Genomic DNA, 20,060 nt, shown 5'->3' with positions numbered 1-20,060 from the left:
GTGATAACTGTAGGCCCGGTAAGCGCAGCGCCACCGGGCGATAAACATCCTAATAACCTATCAGGCTGACTCCGCCAGAGCAACATCCTCGCGCGTCTCGATGCGCTCGTTGCCGTCGTAAATGCGCGCATGCTGCAGGCCGACGAACAGGCGCTCGCCGCGGCTCGGCGGCACGTCATCGCGCATCACCACCGTCAATGGTTCGGTGTACCAGCCCAGCGGCTGTACCACCAATTGGGTGTAGTGACCTTTAGGGCTAGCCTCCAGCACCTGCACCGGCAGCGGTGAATCCAGGCTGGTACGACGGCTGACGTCCACTTCCCACGGGCGCAGGAACAGATCGACCGGCCCCTGGTGCGCGGAGGTATAGCCCAGCGGCCAGCGGTGCGCGCCCACGTGGAACTGCCCGCCGCGAATGGTGCCCTGCAGGCGGTTCACTTCGCCCATAAACTCGAGCACGAAACGGGTCGCCGGTTCGCGCCAGAGCTGCTCCGGCTCGTCAACCTGCTCGATATTCCCTTGGCTCATCACCACCACCCGGTCGGCCACTTCCATTGCCTCTTCCTGATCGTGGGTCACGAAGACGCTGGTGAATTTCAACTCTTCATGCAGCTGGCGCAGCCAGCGGCGGAGCTCTTTGCGCACCTGCGCATCCAGCGCGCCGAACGGTTCGTCCAGCAGCAGGATTTGCGGCTCAACGGCCAGGGCGCGCGCCAGCGCCACGCGCTGCTTCTGCCCGCCGGAGAGCTGCGCCGGGAAACGGTCAGCCAGGTGAGCGAGCTGCACCATCTCCAGCAGTTTCGTCACTTTCGCCTTGATCGTGGCCGCATTCGGGCGCTCACGCCGCGGCAGCACGGTCAGGCCAAAGGCGATGTTGTCGAACACGGTCATGTGGCGGAACAGCGCGTAGTGCTGGAACACAAACCCAACCTTGCGGTCGCGGGCGTGCAGGCGGCTAACGTCGGTGCCGTGAAAGCGGATATGCCCGCTGGTCTGATGCTCAAGCCCGGCGATAATGCGCAGCAGCGTCGTTTTGCCGGAGCCGGACGGCCCCAGCAGCGCCACCATCTGTCCGGAAGGGATATCCAGTGAGATATCGTTCAGCACCTGGGTGCGACCAAAAGACTTCTTAATATTGGCAATCTCAATGCTCATGATTTCCCTCCTGATGCTGACGTTTTTCCTGATTCTCTAAACGCCACTGCACCACACTCTTCAAAAACAGGGTCAAAATCGCCATCAGCGTCAGCAGCGCTGCGGCAGTAAAGGAACCGACGGTGTTGTAGTCCTGTTCCAGAAGTTCAATCTGCAGCGGCAGCGACAGCGTTTCACCGCGAATCGAGCCGGAGACCACCGACACCGCGCCAAACTCGCCGATCGCGCGCGCGTTGGTCAGCACCACGCCGTAAAGCAGCGCCCAGCGGATGTTTGGCAGCGTGACGCGGCGGAACATCTGCCAGCCGGATGCGCCCAGCAGCACCGCCGCTTCGTCCTCGTGGCTGCCCTGGCTTAGCATCACCGGCACCAGCTCGCGCACCACAAACGGACAGGTAACAAAGACCGTCACCAGCACCATGCCCGGCCAGGCGAACATGATCTGCAGATTATGCTCGTCCAGCCAGCCGCCCAGCGGGCCGTTGGAGCCGTAAAACAGCAGGTAAACCAGGCCCGCCACCACCGGCGAAACCGCAAACGGAATATCCAGCAGGGTCAGCAGCAGCTGGCGCCCGGGGAAGTTAAAGCGCGTCACCAGCCAGGCCAGCAGCGTACCGAACACCAGGTTTACCGGAACGGTAATCAGCGCAATCAGCACGGTCAGCCAGATGGCGTGCAGCATATCCGGGTTCGCCAGGTTTTCCAGCGCGGGCATCAGCCCCTTGCTGAACGCCTGGACGAAGATGTAAATCATCGGCACGACGAGAATGAACGCCGAGACCAGCACGCCCGTCCCGATCAGGAACCATTTACCCCAGTTAATGCGGGGCGCGTCATAGCGTTTCAATTGAGTAACTTCCGCCATCAGTGACCTACCACGCGTCGACCAAAGCGACTTTGCAAGGTGTTAATTGAGAACAGCAGCAGCAGCGACGCCGCCAGGATCACCGAGGCAATCGCGCTCGCGGCCGGATAGTCGAACTCCTGCAGGCGCACAAAAATCATCAGCGAGGTCACTTCCGTTTTCCATGCGATGTTTCCGGCGATAAAGATCACCGCGCCAAACTCGCCCAGGCTACGGGTAAACGACAGCGCTACGCCCGCCAGCAGCGCGGGGGACAGCTCCGGCAGCACGACCTTGCGGAAGCTCTGCCAGCGCGTGGCGCCAAGCGTTTCCGCCGCCTCTTCATATTCCGGACCTAGCTCTTCCAGCACCGGCTGCACGGTACGCACCACGAACGGGATGCTGGTAAAGGCCATCGCCACCGCGATGCCGAGCCACGTATAGGTCACTTTGATATCAAACTTCGCCAGCCATTCGCCATAAAACCCGTTGACCGAGAAAAGCGACGCCAGCGTCAGGCCGGCAACGGCGGTCGGCAGCGCAAACGGCAGATCCATCAGCGCGTCGAGCAGCGTGCGGCCCGGGAAACGGTAGCGGGTTAAAATCCACGCCATCAGCAGGCCGAATACGCCGTTAAAAATCGAGGCCACGAACGCCGACAGCAGCGTGACCTTATAGGCCGCTACCACCTGCGGGTTGGTAATCACTTCCCAGTACTGGGACCAGCTCATCTCAGAAAGCTGCATTACCAGCGCGCTGAGCGGCAGCAGTAAAATCAGGCAGACAAACAGCAGGCTGGTGCCGAGGCTCAGGGTAAAGCCCGGCAGCACGCGTCTGGAAGAGACAGCAAACATTACTTACGCCCCGCCGCCAGCAGTTTGTCTAGCTCACCGCCGCTGGCAAAATGGGTTTTCATCACCTCAGGCCACGAGCCGAAATGGTCCTCCACGCGGAACAGGTCGGTCTGCGGGAATTTGTCCTTCAGCGCGTTCATCACCTGCGGGTTATTCACGCGGTAGTAGTAATCCGTGATGATGGTTTGCGCCTGCGGACTGTACAGGTAGTTAAGGTAGGCTTTCGCCGCCTTCTCGGTTCCGTTGGCCTTCACGTTTTTATCGACCCACGCCACAGGGAACTCCGCCAGAATATTGGTTTTCGGGATCACCACCTCGAAGCCCTGCGCTTCGTACTGTTTGCGAATGTTGTTCACTTCCGATTCAAAGCTGATCAGCACATCGCCCAGCCCGCGCTCGGCGAAGGTGGTGGTCGCGCCGCGCCCGCCGGTATCAAACACTTCGACGTTTTTCAGGAACTGGGTCATAAACTGCTCGGTTTTCGCCTTGTCGTTACCGTCAGCTTTGTCCGCCGCGCCCCACGCCGCCAGATAGGTGTAGCGGGCGTTGCCGGAGGTTTTTGGGTTCGGGAAAATCAGCTTTACGTCAGAACGCACGAGGTCGTTCCAGTCGTGGATATTCTTCGGGTTGCCCTTGCGCACCAGGAAGCCCATGGTGGAGTAGAACGGCGAGCTGTTGTTCGGCAGGCGGGTTTGCCAGTCCGCCGGGATCAGCTTGCCCTTGTCGTGCAGGATCTGCACGTCAGTCACCTGGTTGTAGGTCACCACATCCGCTTTCAGCCCCTGCAGGATCGCCAGCGCCTGCTTTGAAGAGCCCGCGTGAGACTGCTTAATGGTCAGCTTGTCGCCGTTATTGTCTTTCGCCCACTGCTGTTCGAACGCCGGGTTAAGCGCGGAAAAAAGCTCGCGGGAAACGTCATAGGAACTGTTCAGCAGCTCGGTTGCCTGCGCCTGTGCCACCAGCAGTAAACCTGCCAGCGCCAGCGTCCCTTTTTTCAGTACAGTAACGGCCATTGCGCACCCTTATAAATGTGATGACTATCTTATAGTCATAATATTTATAACGAGCGTGAAAGGAGTAACGGTTTTATATACCGTTTGGTGATTTGGAAGCAGAAAAGGGAATAAGGGGTGCGGGGAAAATTGCCGGGTGGCGCTAACGCTTACCCGGCCTACGTATGGAGAGCGGTTTACAGCGCCAGCAGGCGCTCCACGGACGGCGCAAAGTAGTAGCCGCCGGTCACCGGCCTGGTGAAGCGCAGCATCGCGTCGCGCTTGCCGTCGGTGTCGCCAAACATGCTCAGCAGTTGCTGTTCGATGTTGTGCAGGCGCGCGCAGTAGGCGCAGAAGTAAAGGCCGTGCGTGCCGCTCGCGGTGCCGTACGGCAGGCTCTGACGAACGATTTTCAGCCCCTTGCCGTCCTCTTTAAGGTCAACGCGGGTCAGGTGAGACGTTACCGGGCGATCGTCGCCGTCGATCTCTTCGTTGGCCTCTTTGGTACGGCCAATCATCATCTCCTGGTCGTGCACGCTCATGCGGTTAAGCTGCTTGAGGTTATGCTCCCAGCGCTGCACGAACACGTAGCTGCCGCCCGCGTCCACGCCGTCTTTGATGACCGCCACGTCGCGACGGATCGCTTCGCCCGCCGGGTTTTCGGTCCCGTCGACGAAGCCGCTCAGATCGCGCTCTTCCACCCAGCGGAAGCCGTGAACCTCTTCCTGAACGTCAATGCTGTCGCCAAACGCCTCAACCGCCGCCTGGGCAACGGAGAAGTTCACGTCGTGACGGAGGGAGAGAATGTGGATCAGCACGTCGTACTGGGTCGCGGGGGCCAGGCCTTTGCCGTAAGGTATAAAGTCCTTCAGCTCTTCAGCGCCTTCGCCCCCGCTCAGCTGGCGCCAGACGGTGTTGCCGAAGGCGACAACCGCGCCGAGGTGCGCGTCAGGGAATTGGTGCTCGAAGGTGGCAAGCTTATCGATAAAAATCTTACTGGCCGCACGCAGGGCATCCACATCCCCTTTAAGATTGGCTTCAATCCAAATCGCCGCACGGCAATGTTCTGGCAAAATGCCGCTCTGAACCTGAGACATCGCTCCTCCTGAAATAAAGATGCCACGTCAGCGTGGCATTGATGGCGGCTATTATACCGATATTTCAGCGAGGCGGTTTGTTCAGGCGCAAATTACTGCTGCCAGATAATTTTGCTCACTTTCCAGTTTTTCAGCGTGTCGTCAGACGGCATCAGCCCTTCCGGCCCGCTCCACTCGCCGGTGAAGAGGTAGCGTATATGCTGGCTTCCTTGCGCCTTACACTCCACCGCCACGCGCTCGTCGGAAGGCACGCTGGTGCAGTTGCCGAAGGCTTTTTTATAGATCTCGCTGAACGGCGTGCCGACCGTCACGCCGCTGGCCGTGGGGATCTCTTCATCCATCACCGCCACGCGGTTTACCGTGCCCTTATCGCCGTTAATCACCAGCGCCAGCTTGTCGCCTTTCAGCGCTTCGAAATAGCGCACGATGTTGCCATTTTCGGTTTTCATGCCGCTGCGCAGGCGGTAGTCGCTGCCCAGAGCGTCCTGGATAGCGTCCTGCTCCAGCGCCGTGGCGGCGGTAATTTTTCCCACGCCCTGCTCGGTCACTTCCGTTGAAGAGCCAAACCAGTTCCACGGATACGCGGCAGACCAGTTGATGGAGGAGAGCGTGGAACAGCCGGTTAGCGCCAGCGGAAGCGCGCATAAAACTAAACGCAGCGATTTCATTGAAACGTCCTTTCTTGTTAATTCAACGCTTGTTGGAGTGCGGCATCGGCAAAAAGTGCCGCTTAATCTTTTTCAGGCTGAAAACAGGCGCGCAGACGAGGGTTGGTCAGCAGCCACAGCAGCGCCACAATATCCGCCACCACCAGCGCGATCCCGATGCCGCTGAGCGGTTCACCGTACAGCCACAGCACCGGCTGCCAGCACAGCAGCGCAATCTGGGCGAGGATCAGCAGCCAGCGCAGCGCGGCCCACAGCCGTGGAATGACCTGCCGCCGACCGCTGCACAAAAACGCCAGCACCGCGGGCACGCCCGGCAGCAGGCCCAGCCAAAACGCGTCATGATCGGGGTAAAACAGATTGAGCAGGGTATCGCCCTGCCCGCGCGACGCGCCGGCCATCACGAACAGCACCCAGGTTCGCGCCTGCAGCAGGAGAACGCACCAGAACAAAAACGGCAGGCGAAGACGGCCGTGGCCGTCATAATCGCCGGGATGAAACTCAGTACTCTTCATCTTCGATCAGGCGCTTTCCTAAACTCAGCACGTCAGAATGCTCGTAGCCCAGGCGCTCGTACATGCCCAGCACCACGTCGTTATCTTCGCGCACCATGATCTGAATTTTCGGGCAGCCGCGGGCAATCAGCTTCTTCTCCAGACGGTTAAGCAGCGCGTTGGCAATGCCGCGCCCGCGAAACTCCGGGTGCACGCCCAGATAATAGGCCGAGCCGCGATGGCCGTCGTAGCCGCCCATCACCGTCCCCACCACTTCGCCGTTCACCTCAGCGACCAGGAACAGGCTGACGTCGTGGTTCAGCTTGCGCTCAATGTCCATTTCCGGATCGTTCCACGGACGCAGCAGATCGCAGCGCTCCCAAAGGGTGATCACCTCTTCGAAATCTTCCTGGCGAAAAACGCGTATCTCCATGGTCTTAACCGCCTTTTCGGGTTTAAAAACAGTGATTATGGCGTGAACGGCGCGTTTAGCCAATAACCGGGGAAAAACTCGCCAAAATTTGGCATAATGTCACTTTGTCACGTATTGAAATGAAAAGTAAAACAATTCTCAATCAGGACTGTCGTAACGCTAAACGCGATACGATATAACACCAGGACCCCAATTTTTACAATTCAGGCCGCATGAGCACATTCAAACCATTAAAAGCACTCACATCGCGTCGTCAGGTTCTCAAAGCGGGGCTGGCGGCCTTAACGTTAACGGGCATCGCACAGCAGGCGCAGGCTAAAGAAGAGGCCACGCTGAAAACCAGCAACGGGCACAGCAAGCCCAAGGCCAAAAAAGCGGGCGCAAAGCGGATTGTGATGCTCGACCCGGGCCACGGCGGGATAGATACGGGTGCTATCGGGCGCAACGGCTCAAAAGAAAAACACGTCGTGCTGGCGATTGCAAAAAACGTCCGGGCGATTTTACGCAGCAACGGCATTGACGCCCGCCTGACGCGCTCCGGCGATACGTTCATTCCCCTGTACGACCGCGTAGAGATCGCCCACCAGCACGGCGCGGATCTGTTTATGTCGATTCACGCCGACGGCTTCACCAACCCTTCCGCGGCGGGCGCATCGGTGTTTGCGCTTTCCAACCGCGGTGCCAGTAGCGCCATGGCAAAATACCTCTCCGACCGTGAAAACCGCGCGGATGAAGTGGCCGGTAAAAAAGCCACCGACAAAGACCATCTGCTGCAGCAGGTGCTGTTCGACCTTGTGCAGACCGACACCATCAAGAACAGCCTCACGCTCGGCTCGCACATCCTGAAGCGCATTAAGCCCGTGCACCGCCTGCACAGTAAAAGCACGGAGCAGGCCGCGTTTGTGGTGCTGAAATCGCCGTCGATTCCGTCGGTGCTGGTGGAAACGTCGTTTATCACCAATCCTGAAGAAGAGCGCCTGCTCGGCACGACCGCCTTCCGCCAGAAGATTGCCAACGCGATTGCCTCCGGGGTAATCAGCTATTTCAACTGGTTCGATAACCAAAAAGCGCACTCCAGGAAACGTTAATGAAACCGAATGCACAGCGGGTAAAAGCGTTCCTGCTACAGCTGCAGGATGAGATTTGCCAAAAGCTGACCGCACTGGACGGCGGTGAGTTTCAGGAGGACAGCTGGCAGCGCGAAGCGGGCGGCGGCGGGCGCAGCCGTGTGCTGCGCAACGGCGGCATCTTTGAGCAGGCTGGCGTGAATTTTTCCCACGTTCACGGCGACGCCATGCCCGCGTCGGCGACCGCTCATCGGCCCGAACTCGCGGGCCGCAGCTTCGAGGCGATGGGCGTCTCGCTGGTTGTGCATCCGCACAACCCGTTCGTGCCCACCAGCCACGCCAACGTGCGTTTCTTCATCGCCGAAAAGCCGGGAGCCGATCCGGTGTGGTGGTTTGGCGGCGGGTTCGACCTCACGCCCTACTACGGCTTCGAAGAGGACGCGGTGCACTGGCACACCACCGCGCGCGACCTCTGCCTGCCGTTCGGTGAAGACGTTTACCCAAAATACAAAAAGTGGTGCGACGACTATTTCTACCTTAAGCACCGCGACGAGCAGCGCGGCATCGGCGGGCTATTCTTTGACGACCTGAATACCCCGGATTTTGATACCGCGTTCGGCTTTATGCGGGCGGTGGGTGAAGGTTTTACCGACGCCTACCTGCCGATTGTCGAGCGTCGTAAAAATACCGACTACGGCGTGCGCGAGCGCGAGTTCCAGCTCTACCGCCGCGGGCGCTACGTGGAGTTCAACCTGGTGTGGGATCGCGGGACGCTGTTCGGCCTGCAGACCGGCGGTCGCACGGAGTCGATTCTGATGTCGATGCCGCCGCTGGTGCGCTGGGAGTACTGCTACGAAGCAAAAGAAGGCAGCCCGGAGGCTGCCCTGAGTGAGTTTATTAAGGTTCGCGACTGGATTTAAATAAACCTGACCCCTCACCCCTGCCCTCTCCCCATAGGGGCGAGGGTGAAAAGACGGCTCAGTGCAGTCCCCTCTCCCCTATGGGGAGAGGGTTAGGGTGAGGGGTAAGGACGTTACAGCGGCTGCGTCTGCGCCTCTACCACCGCCAGCGCCACCATGTTCACAATGCGGCGCACGGAGGCAATCGGCGTTAACACATGCACCGGTTTCGCCACGCCCATCAGCACCGGCCCCACGGTCACCCCTTCAGAGCTGGAGACGCGCAGCAGGTTGTAGCTGATACGCGCCGCTTCCACGTTTGGCATAATCAGCACGTTTGCGGAGCCCTTCAGCGGGCTGTCCGGCATCCGCTCGGTGCGGATGCTCTCCACCAGCGCGGCGTCGCCGTGCATCTCGCCGTCAATCATCAGCTCCGGCGCGCGCTCGCGCACCAGCTCCAGCGTCTGGCGCATTTTGCAGGCCGCAGGCGATTTAGACGATCCGAAGTTAGAGTGCGACAGCAGCGCCACCTTCGGCTCGATGCCAAAGCGGCGCACGGTTTCCGCCGCCATCACCGTAATCTCCGCCAGCTGTTCCGGCGTCGGATCGTCGTTGACGTAGGTATCGGCGATAAAGGTGTTGCCGCTCGGCAGCAGCAGCGCGTTCATCGCCCCGGCGGCATGTACGCCGTCGCGATAGCCGAAGATCTCCTGCACCACGCTGAAGTGCTCGTGATAGTCCCCGATGGTGCCGCAGATCAGCGCATCCGCTTCACCGCGATGCACCATGATCGCGCCGATCACCGTGGTATTGCTTATCACCGCCTTCTGCGCCTGCTCCTGGGTTACCCCGCGACGCTTCATGATCGCGTAGTACTCGTTCCAGTACTCCTTGAAGCGCGGATCGGATTCGTTATTGACGATCTCAAAATCGACGCCCGGTTTAATCTGCAGCCCCAGCTTCTGAATGCGCATCTCGATCACGCTCGGACGCCCGATCAGGATCGGCTTCGCCAGCCCCAGGCTCACCAGCTCCTGAGTAGCGTGCAGGACGCGCGCCTCTTCCCCTTCCGCCAGCACCACGCGCTTCGCGTCGGCGCGCGCCTGGGAGAAGATCGGCTTCATAAAAAGGTTGGTTTTGTAAACGAACTCGGTGAGCTTATCGACGTAAGCGTCGAAATCCTCAATCGGACGCGTCGCCACGCCGGAGTCCATCGCCGCTTTCGCCACCGCGGGCGCGATCTTCACAATCAGGCGCGGGTCGAACGGTTTTGGAATGATGTAGTCCGGGCCGAAGCTCAGATCCTGATCGCCATAGGCGGACGCCACCACTTCGCTCTGCTCGGCGTGGGCCAGCTCGGCAATCGCGTGCACCGCCGCCAGCTTCATCTCTTCGTTGATTGCCGTTGCGCCCACGTCCAGCGCGCCGCGGAAGATGAACGGGAAGCAGAGCACGTTGTTGACCTGGTTAGGGTAGTCCGAGCGCCCGGTGCAGATGATCGCGTCTTCACGCACCGCTTTCGCCAGCGGCGGCAGAATTTCCGGCTCGGGGTTCGCCAGCGCGAGGATCATCGGCGCGCGCGCCATCTTCTTCACCATCTCCTGGGTCAGCACTTTCGGGCCGGAGCAGCCGAGGAAAATGTCCGCGCCGTCGATGACGTCCTCAAGCGTGCGCTTGCCGTCGTCTTCGACCGCGTAGGCAGCTTTGGTTTCCGCCATGTTTGGCTCGCGGCCTTTGTAGATCACGCCCTTGGAGTCGCAGACCACAATGTTGTGCTTCTGCATGCCGAGCGCCACCAGCAGGTTCATACAGGCGATAGCCGCCGCGCCCGCGCCAGAGACCACCATGCGCACGTCGGAGAGGTTTTTCTCCACCACGCGCAGGCCGTTCAGAATGGCCGCGGTGCTGATGATCGCCGTACCGTGCTGGTCGTCATGGAACACCGGAATGTTCATCCGCTCGCGCAGCTTCTGCTCAATGTAGAAACATTCCGGCGCCTTGATGTCTTCCAGGTTGATGCCGCCGAAGGTCGGCTCCAGCGCGGCCACCACGTTGATGAATTTATCGGGATCAAGCTCGTCAACTTCGATATCGAACACGTCGATACCGGCGAATTTCTTGAACAGTACGCCCTTGCCTTCCATCACCGGCTTGCCGGCGAGCGCGCCGATGTTGCCCAGGCCCAGCACCGCCGTGCCGTTGGAGATCACGGCCACGAGGTTGCCGCGCGCGGTGTATTTGTAGGCCGCCAGCGGATCTTTTTCGATCTCAAGGCACGGAGCCGCAACGCCCGGCGAATAGGCCAGCGCCAGGTCACGCTGGGTTGCCAGCGGTTTGGTCGGGGAGACCTGAATTTTGCCCGGGACAGGAAACTCGTGAAAATCGAGGGCACTTTGCTTCAACTGCTCATCCATCTTGTTATTCCTTTCTCGTATCGGTCAAAAAAGGGTGAGATTTAGATCCAGATGCACACCCTGGAGTGCCGCATAGTATCGCCGCAGGCAGCCGCCTAAACTTTGAAGGCTGCCAAACTCTCACCATCGCGAAATAAAAATTGTTATCAATTTATAACAGGCATGTTACCCGTCTCAGAAAGCAATGCCTCCCCCGTCTGCTATGCTTTTTTGTTAAGTCCATCATGATTTTTCCAGAAGTGTGAACTAACGCACTCGGCTAACTCTTTTATTTCCAAGGAGTAATAACTTATGAACCAACTTGACGGCATCAAACAATTCACCACCGTGGTCGCAGACAGCGGCGATATCGAGTCGATTCGCCACTATCAGCCGGAAGACGCGACCACCAACCCCTCGCTGCTGCTGAAAGCGGCGGGGCTTTCCCATTTTAGCCACCTGATTGACGACGCCATCGCCTACGGCAAGCAGCGCGGCAGGACGCAGGAGCAGCAGGTTGCCGAGGCGAGCGACAAGCTGGCGGTTAATTTCGGTGCGGAAATTCTGAAAAGCATACCGGGGCGCGTCTCAACCGAGGTGGATGCCCGCCTCTCGTTCGACAAGGAAAAAAGCATCGCCAAGGCGCGCCGCCTGGTTGAGCTTTATCAGGAGCAGGGAATCGACAAATCGCGCATCCTGATCAAGCTCGCCTCCACCTGGGAAGGGATCCGCGCCGCCGAGGTGCTGGAGAAAGAGGGAATCAACTGCAACCTGACGCTGCTGTTCTCCTTCGCCCAGGCGCGCGCCTGCGCCGAAGCGGGCGTGTTCCTTATCTCGCCGTTCGTCGGGCGCATCTACGACTGGTATCAGGCGAAGCAGCCGATGGACCCGTACGTGGTGGATGAAGATCCGGGCGTGAAGTCGGTCCGCAATATCTACGACTATTTCAAACAGCACCGCTACGAAACCATCGTGATGGGCGCCAGCTTCCGCCGCACCGAGCAGATCCTCGCCCTGGCGGGCTGCGACCGCCTGACAATCTCCCCTGACCTGCTGAAAAAGCTGCAGGAAAGCGAAGAGACGGTGATCCGCAAGCTGGTGCCTACCTCCACCGTGTTACCGAAACCCAAAGCGATGACCGAAGCGGAGTTCCGCTGGGAGCACAATCAGGATCCAATGGCCGTCGAGAAGCTGGCGGACGGCATCCGCCAGTTCGCCGTTGACCAGCGCAAGCTGGAAGACCTTCTCGCCGCCAAACTTTAACCTTGCCACGGAGTGAACTATGTCCCGTAAAGAGCTCGCCAACGCCATTCGCGCCCTGAGCATGGATGCCGTACAAAAAGCCAATTCCGGCCACCCTGGCGCCCCCATGGGCATGGCCGATATTGCCGAAGTGCTATGGAACGACTTCCTCAAGCACAACCCGAACGACCCGACGTGGTACGACCGCGACCGCTTTATTCTCTCGAACGGCCACGCCTCGATGCTGCTCTACAGCCTGCTGCACCTCACCGGCTACGATTTGCCGCTTGAGGAGATCAAAAATTTCCGCCAGCTGCACTCGAAAACGCCTGGCCACCCGGAGATTGGCTACACGCCGGGCGTGGAAACCACAACCGGGCCGCTCGGCCAGGGGCTGGCCAACGCCGTCGGCCTGGCGATTGCCGAGCGCACGCTGGGCGCACAGTTTAACCAGCCGGACCACGACATCGTCGATCACTACACCTACGTATTTATGGGCGACGGCTGCCTGATGGAGGGGATTTCGCACGAGGTCTGCTCGCTGGCGGGCACGCTGGGGCTCGGCAAGCTGATCGGTTTTTACGATCACAACGGCATCTCGATCGACGGGGAGACCAAGGGCTGGTTTACCGACGATACGGCGAAGCGCTTCGAGGCCTACCACTGGCACGTGGTGCACGAAATTGACGGCCACGATCCGGAGGCGGTGAAAAAAGCGATTCAGGAAGCGCAGAGCGTGAAGGATAAGCCGTCGCTGATTATCTGCCGCACCACCATCGGCTTCGGCTCGCCGAACAAGGCGGGCAAAGAAGAGGCGCACGGCGCGGCGCTGGGCGAAGAAGAGGTGGCGCTGACCCGCCAGAAGCTGGGCTGGAAATATCCGGCGTTCGAAATCCCGAAAGAGATTTACCGGGCGTGGGACGCGCGCGAAGCGGGTGAAGAGGCGCAGCACGCCTGGAACGACAAGTTTGCCGCGTACAAAAAAGCGTATCCGGAGCTCGCCGCCGAGTTTACCCGCCGCATGAGCGGTGGCCTGCCGGAGGACTGGGAGGCGAAAACCCAGGCGCTGATTGAAGAGCTGCAGTCTAATCCGGCGAAGATCGCCACCCGCAAGGCGTCGCAAAACACCCTGAACGTTATCGGGCCGCTCCTGCCCGAGCTGCTGGGCGGCTCGGCCGATCTGGCACCGAGCAACCTGACCATCTGGTCCGGCTCGACGTCCCTTAAAGAAGACGTTGCCGGGAACTACATTCACTACGGCGTGCGCGAGTTCGGAATGACCGCCATTGCCAACGGCATCGCCCACCACGGCGGCTTTGTGCCCTATACCGCCACCTTCCTGATGTTTGTCGAATACGCCCGCAACGCGGCGCGCATGGCGGCGCTGATGAAGGCGCGGCAGATCATGGTTTACACCCACGATTCGATTGGTCTTGGCGAAGATGGGCCCACGCACCAGGCGGTCGAGCAGCTGGCGAGCCTGCGCCTGACGCCAAACTTCAGCACCTGGCGGCCGTGCGATCAGGTAGAGGCCGCCGTCGGCTGGAAGCTGGCGGTTGAACGTCACAACGGGCCGACGGCGCTGATCCTGTCGCGTCAGAACCTGGCGCAGATTGAGCGTACGCCGGAGCAGGTGAAAAACATCGCCCGCGGCGGGTACGTTCTGAAGGACAGCGGCGGCAAGCCGGACGTGATCCTGATTGCCACCGGGTCAGAAATCGAAATTACGGTGAAAGCCGCCGAGAAGCTGACCGCCGAAGGCCATGCCGTGCGCGTGGTCTCTCTGCCCTCAACGGATATCTTTGACGCGCAGGACGAGGCGTACCGGGAATCGGTCCTGCCGTCCAGCGTCGCGACGCGCGTGGCGGTTGAGGCGGGCATCGCGGACTACTGGTACAAGTACGTTGGCCTGAAGGGGGCGATCGTCGGGATGCGCGGTTACGGTGAGTCGGCCCCTGCCGATAAGCTGTTCCCGTACTTCGGCTTTACGGTTGAAAACGTGGTAGAGAAGGCGTTGAGCGTGCTTTAGTGCGGTCTTCGTTGCCGGGTGGCGGCTACGCCTTACCCGGCCTACAAAGTCACCAGGTCGCAGGCCGGGTAAGCGACAGCACCACCCGGCAAAACGCCGCCAAATCGTAGGCCGGGTAAGCGGCAGCGCCACCCGGCAAAACGCCATCAAATCGTAGGCCGGGTAAGCGACAGCGCCACCCGGCAAAAACTACCGCGTGATCCACAGCGTGGGCCACGCGTCTGGCCCGTTCCAGCCGTCGCAGCTGGGCTCCTCGGCATACCTCACCAGGCGAAAGCGCTGGCCGTCAAAGCGCCAGCGCGTCTGGATCCCGCAGTCGCCGATGCCGCGCCCCAGCGCAAGCGTGGTTAACTCACGCGTTTTCTCATCAAAGCTGGCGTTCATCAGCTCCATTTCACTCTCCCCGCTGGCGGGCGTAAAGGGCAGGCGCAGCCTGACGCTGCGCGCTGAGAGCGGCTTTTCACGCGACACCACCCAGGCCAGATCGACGGTGTTGTAGGCTCCCGCCTCGCAGCTGACGATCAGCAGCGCCTTATCATCCGTCAGCGCGGTCACGCGTACTTCCCGACGGTTCGGATCGAGCGAGCACTGGCTGTTGTTCATCCGCCAGCTGCCGTAGTCCAGCAGCGCGTTGAGCTCCTCGTGGGTGAGCGGCGTGGGCGTCGGGTTGACGACCGCGACCTTTTTCAGCGCCGGGGCCGGCGGCACGCTCAGGGGCGGCTCAACGCCTTTTTTTATCCACGCCGTTTCGCTGCCGACGCGCTTTTGCTGCGCGTCAATAAACAGCAGCGCGGCCTTCAGGCCGTTCAGCGAGACGATTTGCCTGCCGCCGCGCAGGGTCAGCGCCTGCCCCTCCTGAATCGTTTTCAGGAAGGTGCCGATTGTCGCCGCGTCGTCCGTTTTGAGGTGCCACGGGGTGATTTGCCAGCGCTTCGCATCAAGCCTGAGGGGAGCGCCGTCCAGCAAAAGGCGCGGCGCGATCGCGGGCTCTTTCACCGGCGGCGCGGAAAGCCCGTCGAGGTCGATACGCAGCGTGGCGTCCGTTTTCGCCCCGGCGCTTCGGCTGAGCGACATCACTAAACCGTGGTGCTCTCCGGTGTTGCGGGCAACGCAGAAATTCTGGTTATTGCAGGTGACCTGCCAGTCGGTGAAGCCCTGCTGGGCAGGCGCGGCCTGCGCCCACGTGGCGGGGAACAGGCATGAAAGCAGGAGAATAAAGAGGCAGTGGCGCATGGAAGGCACGATCCCGGAACAAAAATGCAAATCTGGGCGGTATCTTCGTAGCACATCCGGGCCCGCTCAATCGGATTTATCGGATAGATTTATCCGAAACATAACGTCTTATCGTTCGAAAGCGCCGTTCATCAGGCCGGTCGTCTGGAGATACTGCAGTAAAATCACCGCCTTACCGTCCCGGATCTCCCCGCTTTTCACCATCTCCAGCGCGCGGGAGAAGGGTAGCTCCAGCACCTCGATATCTTCATCCTCCACGCCGCCGCCGCGATTAACGCGCTGGGCGTCGTGGTACTCCGCGATGAAGAAGTGCACGATCTCCGTCACGCCGCCGGGGGACATAAACAGCTCGAAGACTTTTTTGACCTCGCCCACCTCAAAGCCGGTCTCTTCCACGGCCTCTTTGCGGATGCACACTTCCGGCTCGTCGTCGTCGAGCAGCCCCGCGCAGGTTTCAATCAGCCGGCCGTCGGGATTGCCGTTCACCCAGGTCGCAATGCGAAACTGACGAATCAACACCACGCTCTGCTTTTCGCGGTTGTAGAGCAGGATGGTAGCGCCGTTTCCGCGGTCATAAACCTCGCGCCTGTGGCGAATGACCTCGCCGTTCTGACGCGCTAAATCGTAGGTAATATTGCGCAGGACAAAGTAGTTTTCGGAGAGGATTTTGTCTTTGATTACGTCAATTTTCAAGGTCATACGGGCTCCACGGCGAAATGAGTGCCTGTAGTCTACGCCGTGAAGCCCGCCTTGTCGCCCGTCGACGCGCTAATGCCCTTTCGGCTGCTCTACCCCGAGCCAGTCCATTATGCCCCGCGCGGCATGACGCCCTTCCGCCATTGCGGTCACCACCAGATCCGCGCCGCGCACCGCGTCGCCGCCCGCGAAGATTTGCGGGTTGGTTGTCTGGTAGCGATAGCGGCTTTCCACGGAGGCAACGATCCGCCCCCACGCGTCGGTATCGACGCCCTCGGCCTGAAGCCAGGGCATCGCGTGCGGGTTAAAGCCAAACGCCATAATCACCGCATCCGCGGGCATCACAAACTCGCTGCCCGCCACCGGCACGGGACGCCGCCGCCCCTGCGCGTCCGCGTTACCCAGCTCGGTGCGCAGCATCCGAATGCCGCTGACGCGCCCGTCCGGGGCAAGTACGAGCTCAACGGGCTGGACGTTAAACTCAAAGCTCGCCCCCTCCTCCTTCGCGTTCTTCACCTCTTTTTTCGAGCCGGGCATGTTGGCCTCGTCCCGGCGGTAGGCGCAGGTGACGTTCGCCGCGCCGTGGCGCAGCGCGGTGCGCACGCAGTCCATGGCGGTGTCACCTCCGCCGAGCACCACCACGTTCAGCCCTTCGGTATGGATAAACGGCTCTCCGTCAGCGGGCGCGAGCCCCATGACGTTGCGGGTGTTCGCCGCCAGAAACGGCAGCGCGTCGTACACGCCCGGCGCGTCCTCGTTTGGAATACCGGCCTTCATGGAGCGGTAGGTGCCCACGCCGATAAACAGGGCGTCGTAGTCGCGCCGCAGCTGAGAGAGCGGTACGTCTTTACCGACCTCGCAGCTCAGCGCAAAGTTGATGCCCATGGCGGTAAAGATCTCCCTGCGCCGCGCCAGCAGGGATTTGTCCAGCTTGAAGGCCGGAATGCCGAACGTCAGCAGGCCGCCAATTTCCGGATGACGATCGTAAACCGTCACGCTCACGCCGTGGCGCACCAGCAGGTCGGCGCACGCCAGCCCGGCGGGGCCCGCCCCGACGATAGCCACCTTTTTATCCACCGGCCGGACGCCGCGCATGTCCGGCATCCAGCCGCTCGCCAGCGCCCTATCCGAGATATAGCGCTCAATATTGCCGATGGTCACCGAGCCGGACGCATCGCGAAGCGTGCAGGCCCCTTCGCATAATCGGTCCTGCGGGCAGACGCGCCCGGTAATTTCCGGTAAACAGTTGGTCTGGTGAGACAGCTCAACCGCGCCCGCAATGTCGCCCACCTTCACGCGATCGATCCACTGCGGAATGTGGTTATGCAGCGGACAGGTCCACTCGCAGATGCTGTGCTCGCCGCAGGTCAGGCAGCGCGAGGCTTCGCGCTGGGCCTGCTCTGCGCGAAACGGCAGGTAAATTTCGTTGAAATGGCAGGCGCGCTCGGCGGCCGCCAGCTTGTCCGGCTCGCCGCGGGTTGGGGTCAGGCGCATCTGCTGCCGCTTGGTTTGCGGCTCATCGCGCTTTACCGCCGCGCCGTGCCAGGGCTGCGCTTCTGAACAGGCCGCACGCTGGCGGCGGGATTTTGCCAGCGCGTCCAGCGCCGCGGGGGTGGCCAGCGTAAGGACGTCCGCCGGACAGTTTTCAATGCAGGCGGGCCCCTGCGGGCGCGTCAGGCAGAGATCGCACTTGTGCGCCGTGGCCTTCACGCTGTCGTTTTCCAGAGGCGTGACGATAATTTCCAGGGTGCCAAACGGGCACGCCACCGCGCAGGCCTTGCAGCCAATGCACTTCTGCTGGTTTACCTGTACGCTGTCGTCGCGCCTCGCAATCGCGCCGTTGGGGCAGCTTTGCGCGCAGGGGGCATTTTCGCAGTGGCGGCAGGTGACGGGATGATTCTTCGCGCCCGAACGCAGGACCGTAATGCGCGGATGAAAATGCTCCTCGCTCAGAACGTGCGCTTCGCCGCTGTGCGCCATTACGCAGGCGACCTCGCAGGCGCGACATCCGATGCATTGCTCACTATCGGCCATAATAAAACGATTCATAATGACACCTGTTTTTGGTTCAATAACCTTATTCTTTGTATGAATACCGTATTAAACCGGGGTGACCTCCTCTGGCAATGTTCAAATGCCCAGAATGGCTCACTTTTCGCAGTGAACCTGTGGCAGATCAATTTTATTCAGGAAGCCGTTTGTGACCGTAAAACGACCCGTTTCAGGGAGCCTGGCCCGGGCTTTCTTTTCGATTATTGTGCTGTCCGTTTTGACCAGCGCCATTGCGCTGCTCACCCTTGCCAGCAGCCAGCGCGATGCGGAAGCGATTAACGTTGCCGGCTCGCTGCGCATGCAAAGCTACCGCCTGGGATATGAAATGCAGCGCGCCAGCCCGGCCATTGCGTCGCACCGTGAAAGCTGGCAGCAGGCCCTTAGCGCCCCGGCGCTGCGGGGGCTGAACCGCTGGTACGTGCCGGAGGACGTTAAGCAGCGCTACCAGCAGCTGCATCTGGCCTGGCAGGAGATGGACGCGCACATCGCCCGCGGGGATATCGACTGGTATCAGAACCACATTGAGGACTTTGTTGGCCGCATTGACGCCTTCGTCCTCGCGCTGCAGCACTATTCCGAGCATAAAATGCAGCGCGTGCTCCTGATCTCCCTGGCGGGAGGGGCGGGAATTTTGCTGCTTACGCTGCTCACGCTGCGGGCGATACGCCGCACGGTCGTTGCGCCGCTCAATCACCTCGTCGCGGCCAGCGAGCGCATTGAGCAGGGACAGTTCGACACGCCCGCGCCGGACACCGCGCTCCCCAACGAGCTGGGCCAGCTGTCCCGCGCGTTCAACCATATGTCCTCCGAGCTTCACACCCTCTACCGCTCGCTGGAGCAGTCGGTGGCCGAGAAGACGCAGCATCTGAACGAGGCCCACCAGCAGCTGGAAATGCTTTTTACTTGTTCGCAGGCGCTGAATACCGGCCAGATAGACGGCCACTGCTTCCGGCATATCCTGCAGATTGTCCATGAATACACCCGGATGAGCTATCTGGAGCTGCGCACCCGCGACGACTGGCGGATCGCGGAAGGCACCGCGCGGCCCGGCGCGCCGATGCAGAGCCTGCCGGTGCTGATGCAGGACACCCTGTACGGCGAGCTGCGCTGGCAGAGCGACGCGGGCGAGGCCCTTGAGCCGCTGATGAAAAGCGTGGCGACCATGCTCGGGCGCGGGCTCTATTTCAACGAAGCCCAAAAGCACTACCAGCAGCTGCTGCTGATGGAGGAGCGCGCCACGATTGCCCGCGAGCTGCACGATTCCCTGGCGCAGGTGCTGTCTTACCTGCGCATTCAGCTTACGTTACTGAAACGCGCCGTGCCGGAGGATAACGCCCCGGCGCAGGCCATCATCACCGACTTTTCCCGCGAGCTGAACAACGCGTGGCGTCAGCTTCGCGAGCTGCTGACCACCTTCCGCCTGACGCTCAACCACGCCAACCTGCCGGCCGCGCTCCAGGAGTCGCTCGATAATCTGCAAAGCCAGACGCAGGCCAAACTTCGGCTCGACTGCCGCCTGTCGTCGCTGGCGCTGGACGCGCAAAAGCAGGTTCATCTGCTACAGATTGTCCGCGAAGCGGTGCTGAATGCCATTAAGCACGCCGGGGCGAGCGAAATCACCGTGAGCGGGATCACCGCCGCCGACGGCACGCACACGGTAGCCATCCGCGATGACGGGATCGGCATCGGCGAGGCCAGCGAGCCGCCGGGGCACTACGGGCTGAACATCATGCGCGAACGCGCGGAGCGGCTTGGCGGCACGCTGCGCTTTTCGCAGCCGGAAACGGGTGGAACAGAGGTCAGCGTCACGTTCTGCACGCCCGTGCCGGAAGAAGGAAAGGCAGGATAATTTACACTATCTCCTTTATTTCTCCACGTTTGGCCCTGGTCTTGCCGCTAAAGTTAGGCGAGCAAT

The 20,060-nt window shown here is 60.8% G+C and carries 17 protein-coding genes; 5 read left to right on the top strand and 12 right to left on the bottom strand.

Annotation, left to right across the window (positions count from 1 at the left end; genetic code table 11):
* Positions 1-60 precede the first annotated feature (60 nt).
* The 8 genes from cysA to AB8804_RS03415 form a co-directional block, all read right to left on the bottom strand.
* Positions 61-1,155, bottom strand: a complete 1,095-nt coding sequence (gene cysA, locus AB8804_RS03450) for a sulfate/thiosulfate ABC transporter ATP-binding protein CysA (protein WP_371183124.1) — start codon at positions 1,153-1,155, stop codon at positions 61-63.
* Positions 1,145-2,020, bottom strand: coding sequence for a sulfate/thiosulfate ABC transporter permease CysW (gene cysW, locus AB8804_RS03445; protein WP_371183121.1), 876 nt, complete (start codon positions 2,018-2,020; stop codon positions 1,145-1,147). Before cysW ends, cysA begins: the two co-directional genes overlap by 11 nt.
* The gene (gene cysT, locus AB8804_RS03440; protein WP_112010283.1) at positions 2,020-2,853 is read right to left on the bottom strand and encodes a sulfate/thiosulfate ABC transporter permease CysT; all 834 of its coding nucleotides are present in this window, start codon (positions 2,851-2,853) and stop codon (positions 2,020-2,022) included. Before cysT ends, cysW begins: the two co-directional genes overlap by 1 nt.
* Positions 2,853-3,866: a sulfate ABC transporter substrate-binding protein gene (locus tag AB8804_RS03435; protein WP_371183118.1), complete on the bottom strand. Its 1,014-nt coding sequence runs from the start codon at positions 3,864-3,866 to the stop codon at positions 2,853-2,855. Before AB8804_RS03435 ends, cysT begins: the two co-directional genes overlap by 1 nt.
* 176 nt (positions 3,867-4,042) lie before the next feature.
* Positions 4,043-4,942, bottom strand: a complete 900-nt coding sequence (locus tag AB8804_RS03430) for a Dyp-type peroxidase (RefSeq protein ID WP_371183116.1) — start codon at positions 4,940-4,942, stop codon at positions 4,043-4,045.
* 92 nt (positions 4,943-5,034) lie between these two features.
* Positions 5,035-5,610: an RpoE-regulated lipoprotein gene (locus AB8804_RS03425; RefSeq protein ID WP_371183115.1), complete on the bottom strand. Its 576-nt coding sequence runs from the start codon at positions 5,608-5,610 to the stop codon at positions 5,035-5,037.
* A gap of 62 nt (positions 5,611-5,672) precedes the next feature.
* Complete coding sequence (locus AB8804_RS03420; protein WP_371183113.1) at positions 5,673-6,122, bottom strand: DUF2919 domain-containing protein; 450 nt, start codon at positions 6,120-6,122, stop codon at positions 5,673-5,675.
* The gene (locus AB8804_RS03415; protein ID WP_297122319.1) at positions 6,109-6,534 is read right to left on the bottom strand and encodes a GNAT family acetyltransferase; all 426 of its coding nucleotides are present in this window, start codon (positions 6,532-6,534) and stop codon (positions 6,109-6,111) included. Before AB8804_RS03415 ends, AB8804_RS03420 begins: the two co-directional genes overlap by 14 nt.
* 212 nt (positions 6,535-6,746) lie before the next feature.
* Here AB8804_RS03415 and amiA point away from each other — a divergent pair, with 212 nt between their 5' ends.
* Together amiA and hemF are read left to right on the top strand one after the other, a co-directional pair.
* A complete protein-coding gene (gene amiA, locus AB8804_RS03410; RefSeq protein ID WP_371183108.1) occupies positions 6,747-7,622 on the top strand; it encodes an N-acetylmuramoyl-L-alanine amidase AmiA in 876 nt (291 codons plus the stop codon).
* Complete coding sequence (gene hemF / locus AB8804_RS03405) at positions 7,622-8,521, top strand: oxygen-dependent coproporphyrinogen oxidase (RefSeq protein WP_371183106.1); 900 nt, start codon at positions 7,622-7,624, stop codon at positions 8,519-8,521. The genes amiA and hemF overlap by 1 nt, the downstream gene beginning before the upstream one ends.
* Before the next feature lie 113 nt (positions 8,522-8,634).
* Here the strand turns inward: hemF and maeB are convergent, their stop codons facing one another.
* Positions 8,635-10,914 carry an NADP-dependent oxaloacetate-decarboxylating malate dehydrogenase gene (gene maeB, locus AB8804_RS03400; RefSeq protein ID WP_371183104.1) on the bottom strand — a complete coding sequence of 760 codons (2,280 nt, stop codon included), beginning with the start codon at positions 10,912-10,914 and terminating at the stop codon, positions 8,635-8,637.
* A 291-nt stretch (positions 10,915-11,205) separates the two neighbouring features.
* Here maeB and tal point away from each other — a divergent pair, with 291 nt between their 5' ends.
* Both tal and tkt read left to right on the top strand, forming a co-directional pair.
* The gene (tal, locus tag AB8804_RS03395; RefSeq protein ID WP_371183102.1) at positions 11,206-12,156 is read left to right on the top strand and encodes a transaldolase; all 951 of its coding nucleotides are present in this window, start codon (positions 11,206-11,208) and stop codon (positions 12,154-12,156) included.
* 19 nt (positions 12,157-12,175) lie between these two features.
* Entirely contained in the window at positions 12,176-14,164 is a 1,989-nt protein-coding gene (gene tkt, locus AB8804_RS03390) for a transketolase (RefSeq protein WP_371183100.1), read from the top strand.
* A gap of 189 nt (positions 14,165-14,353) precedes the next feature.
* Here tkt and AB8804_RS03385 read toward each other — a convergent pair whose 3' ends face one another.
* The 3 genes from AB8804_RS03385 to aegA all read right to left on the bottom strand — a co-directional run bounded on the left by AB8804_RS03385 (position 14,354) and on the right by aegA (position 18,142).
* A complete protein-coding gene (locus AB8804_RS03385) occupies positions 14,354-15,397 on the bottom strand; it encodes a DUF1176 domain-containing protein (protein ID WP_371183098.1) in 1,044 nt (347 codons plus the stop codon).
* A gap of 108 nt (positions 15,398-15,505) precedes the next feature.
* The gene (nudK, locus tag AB8804_RS03380) at positions 15,506-16,096 is read right to left on the bottom strand and encodes a GDP-mannose pyrophosphatase NudK (RefSeq protein ID WP_371183096.1); all 591 of its coding nucleotides are present in this window, start codon (positions 16,094-16,096) and stop codon (positions 15,506-15,508) included.
* Positions 16,097-16,165: 69 nt separating this feature from the next.
* A complete protein-coding gene (gene aegA, locus AB8804_RS03375) occupies positions 16,166-18,142 on the bottom strand; it encodes a formate-dependent uric acid utilization protein AegA (protein ID WP_371183094.1) in 1,977 nt (658 codons plus the stop codon).
* Positions 18,143-18,293: 151 nt separating this feature from the next.
* Here aegA and narQ point away from each other — a divergent pair, with 151 nt between their 5' ends.
* Positions 18,294-19,994 carry a nitrate/nitrite two-component system sensor histidine kinase NarQ gene (gene narQ / locus AB8804_RS03370; protein ID WP_371183092.1) on the top strand — a complete coding sequence of 567 codons (1,701 nt, stop codon included), beginning with the start codon at positions 18,294-18,296 and terminating at the stop codon, positions 19,992-19,994.
* Positions 19,995-20,060 lie beyond the last annotated feature (66 nt).

Origin of the sequence: Enterobacter sp. KBR-315C3_2022, from assembly GCF_041399425.1 — a bacterium.
Taxonomy (GTDB): Bacteria; Pseudomonadota; Gammaproteobacteria; order Enterobacterales; family Enterobacteriaceae; genus Enterobacter.
The sequence above is the reverse complement of the archived record's forward strand: the minus strand, read 5'-3'. Positions and strand labels throughout refer to the sequence as shown.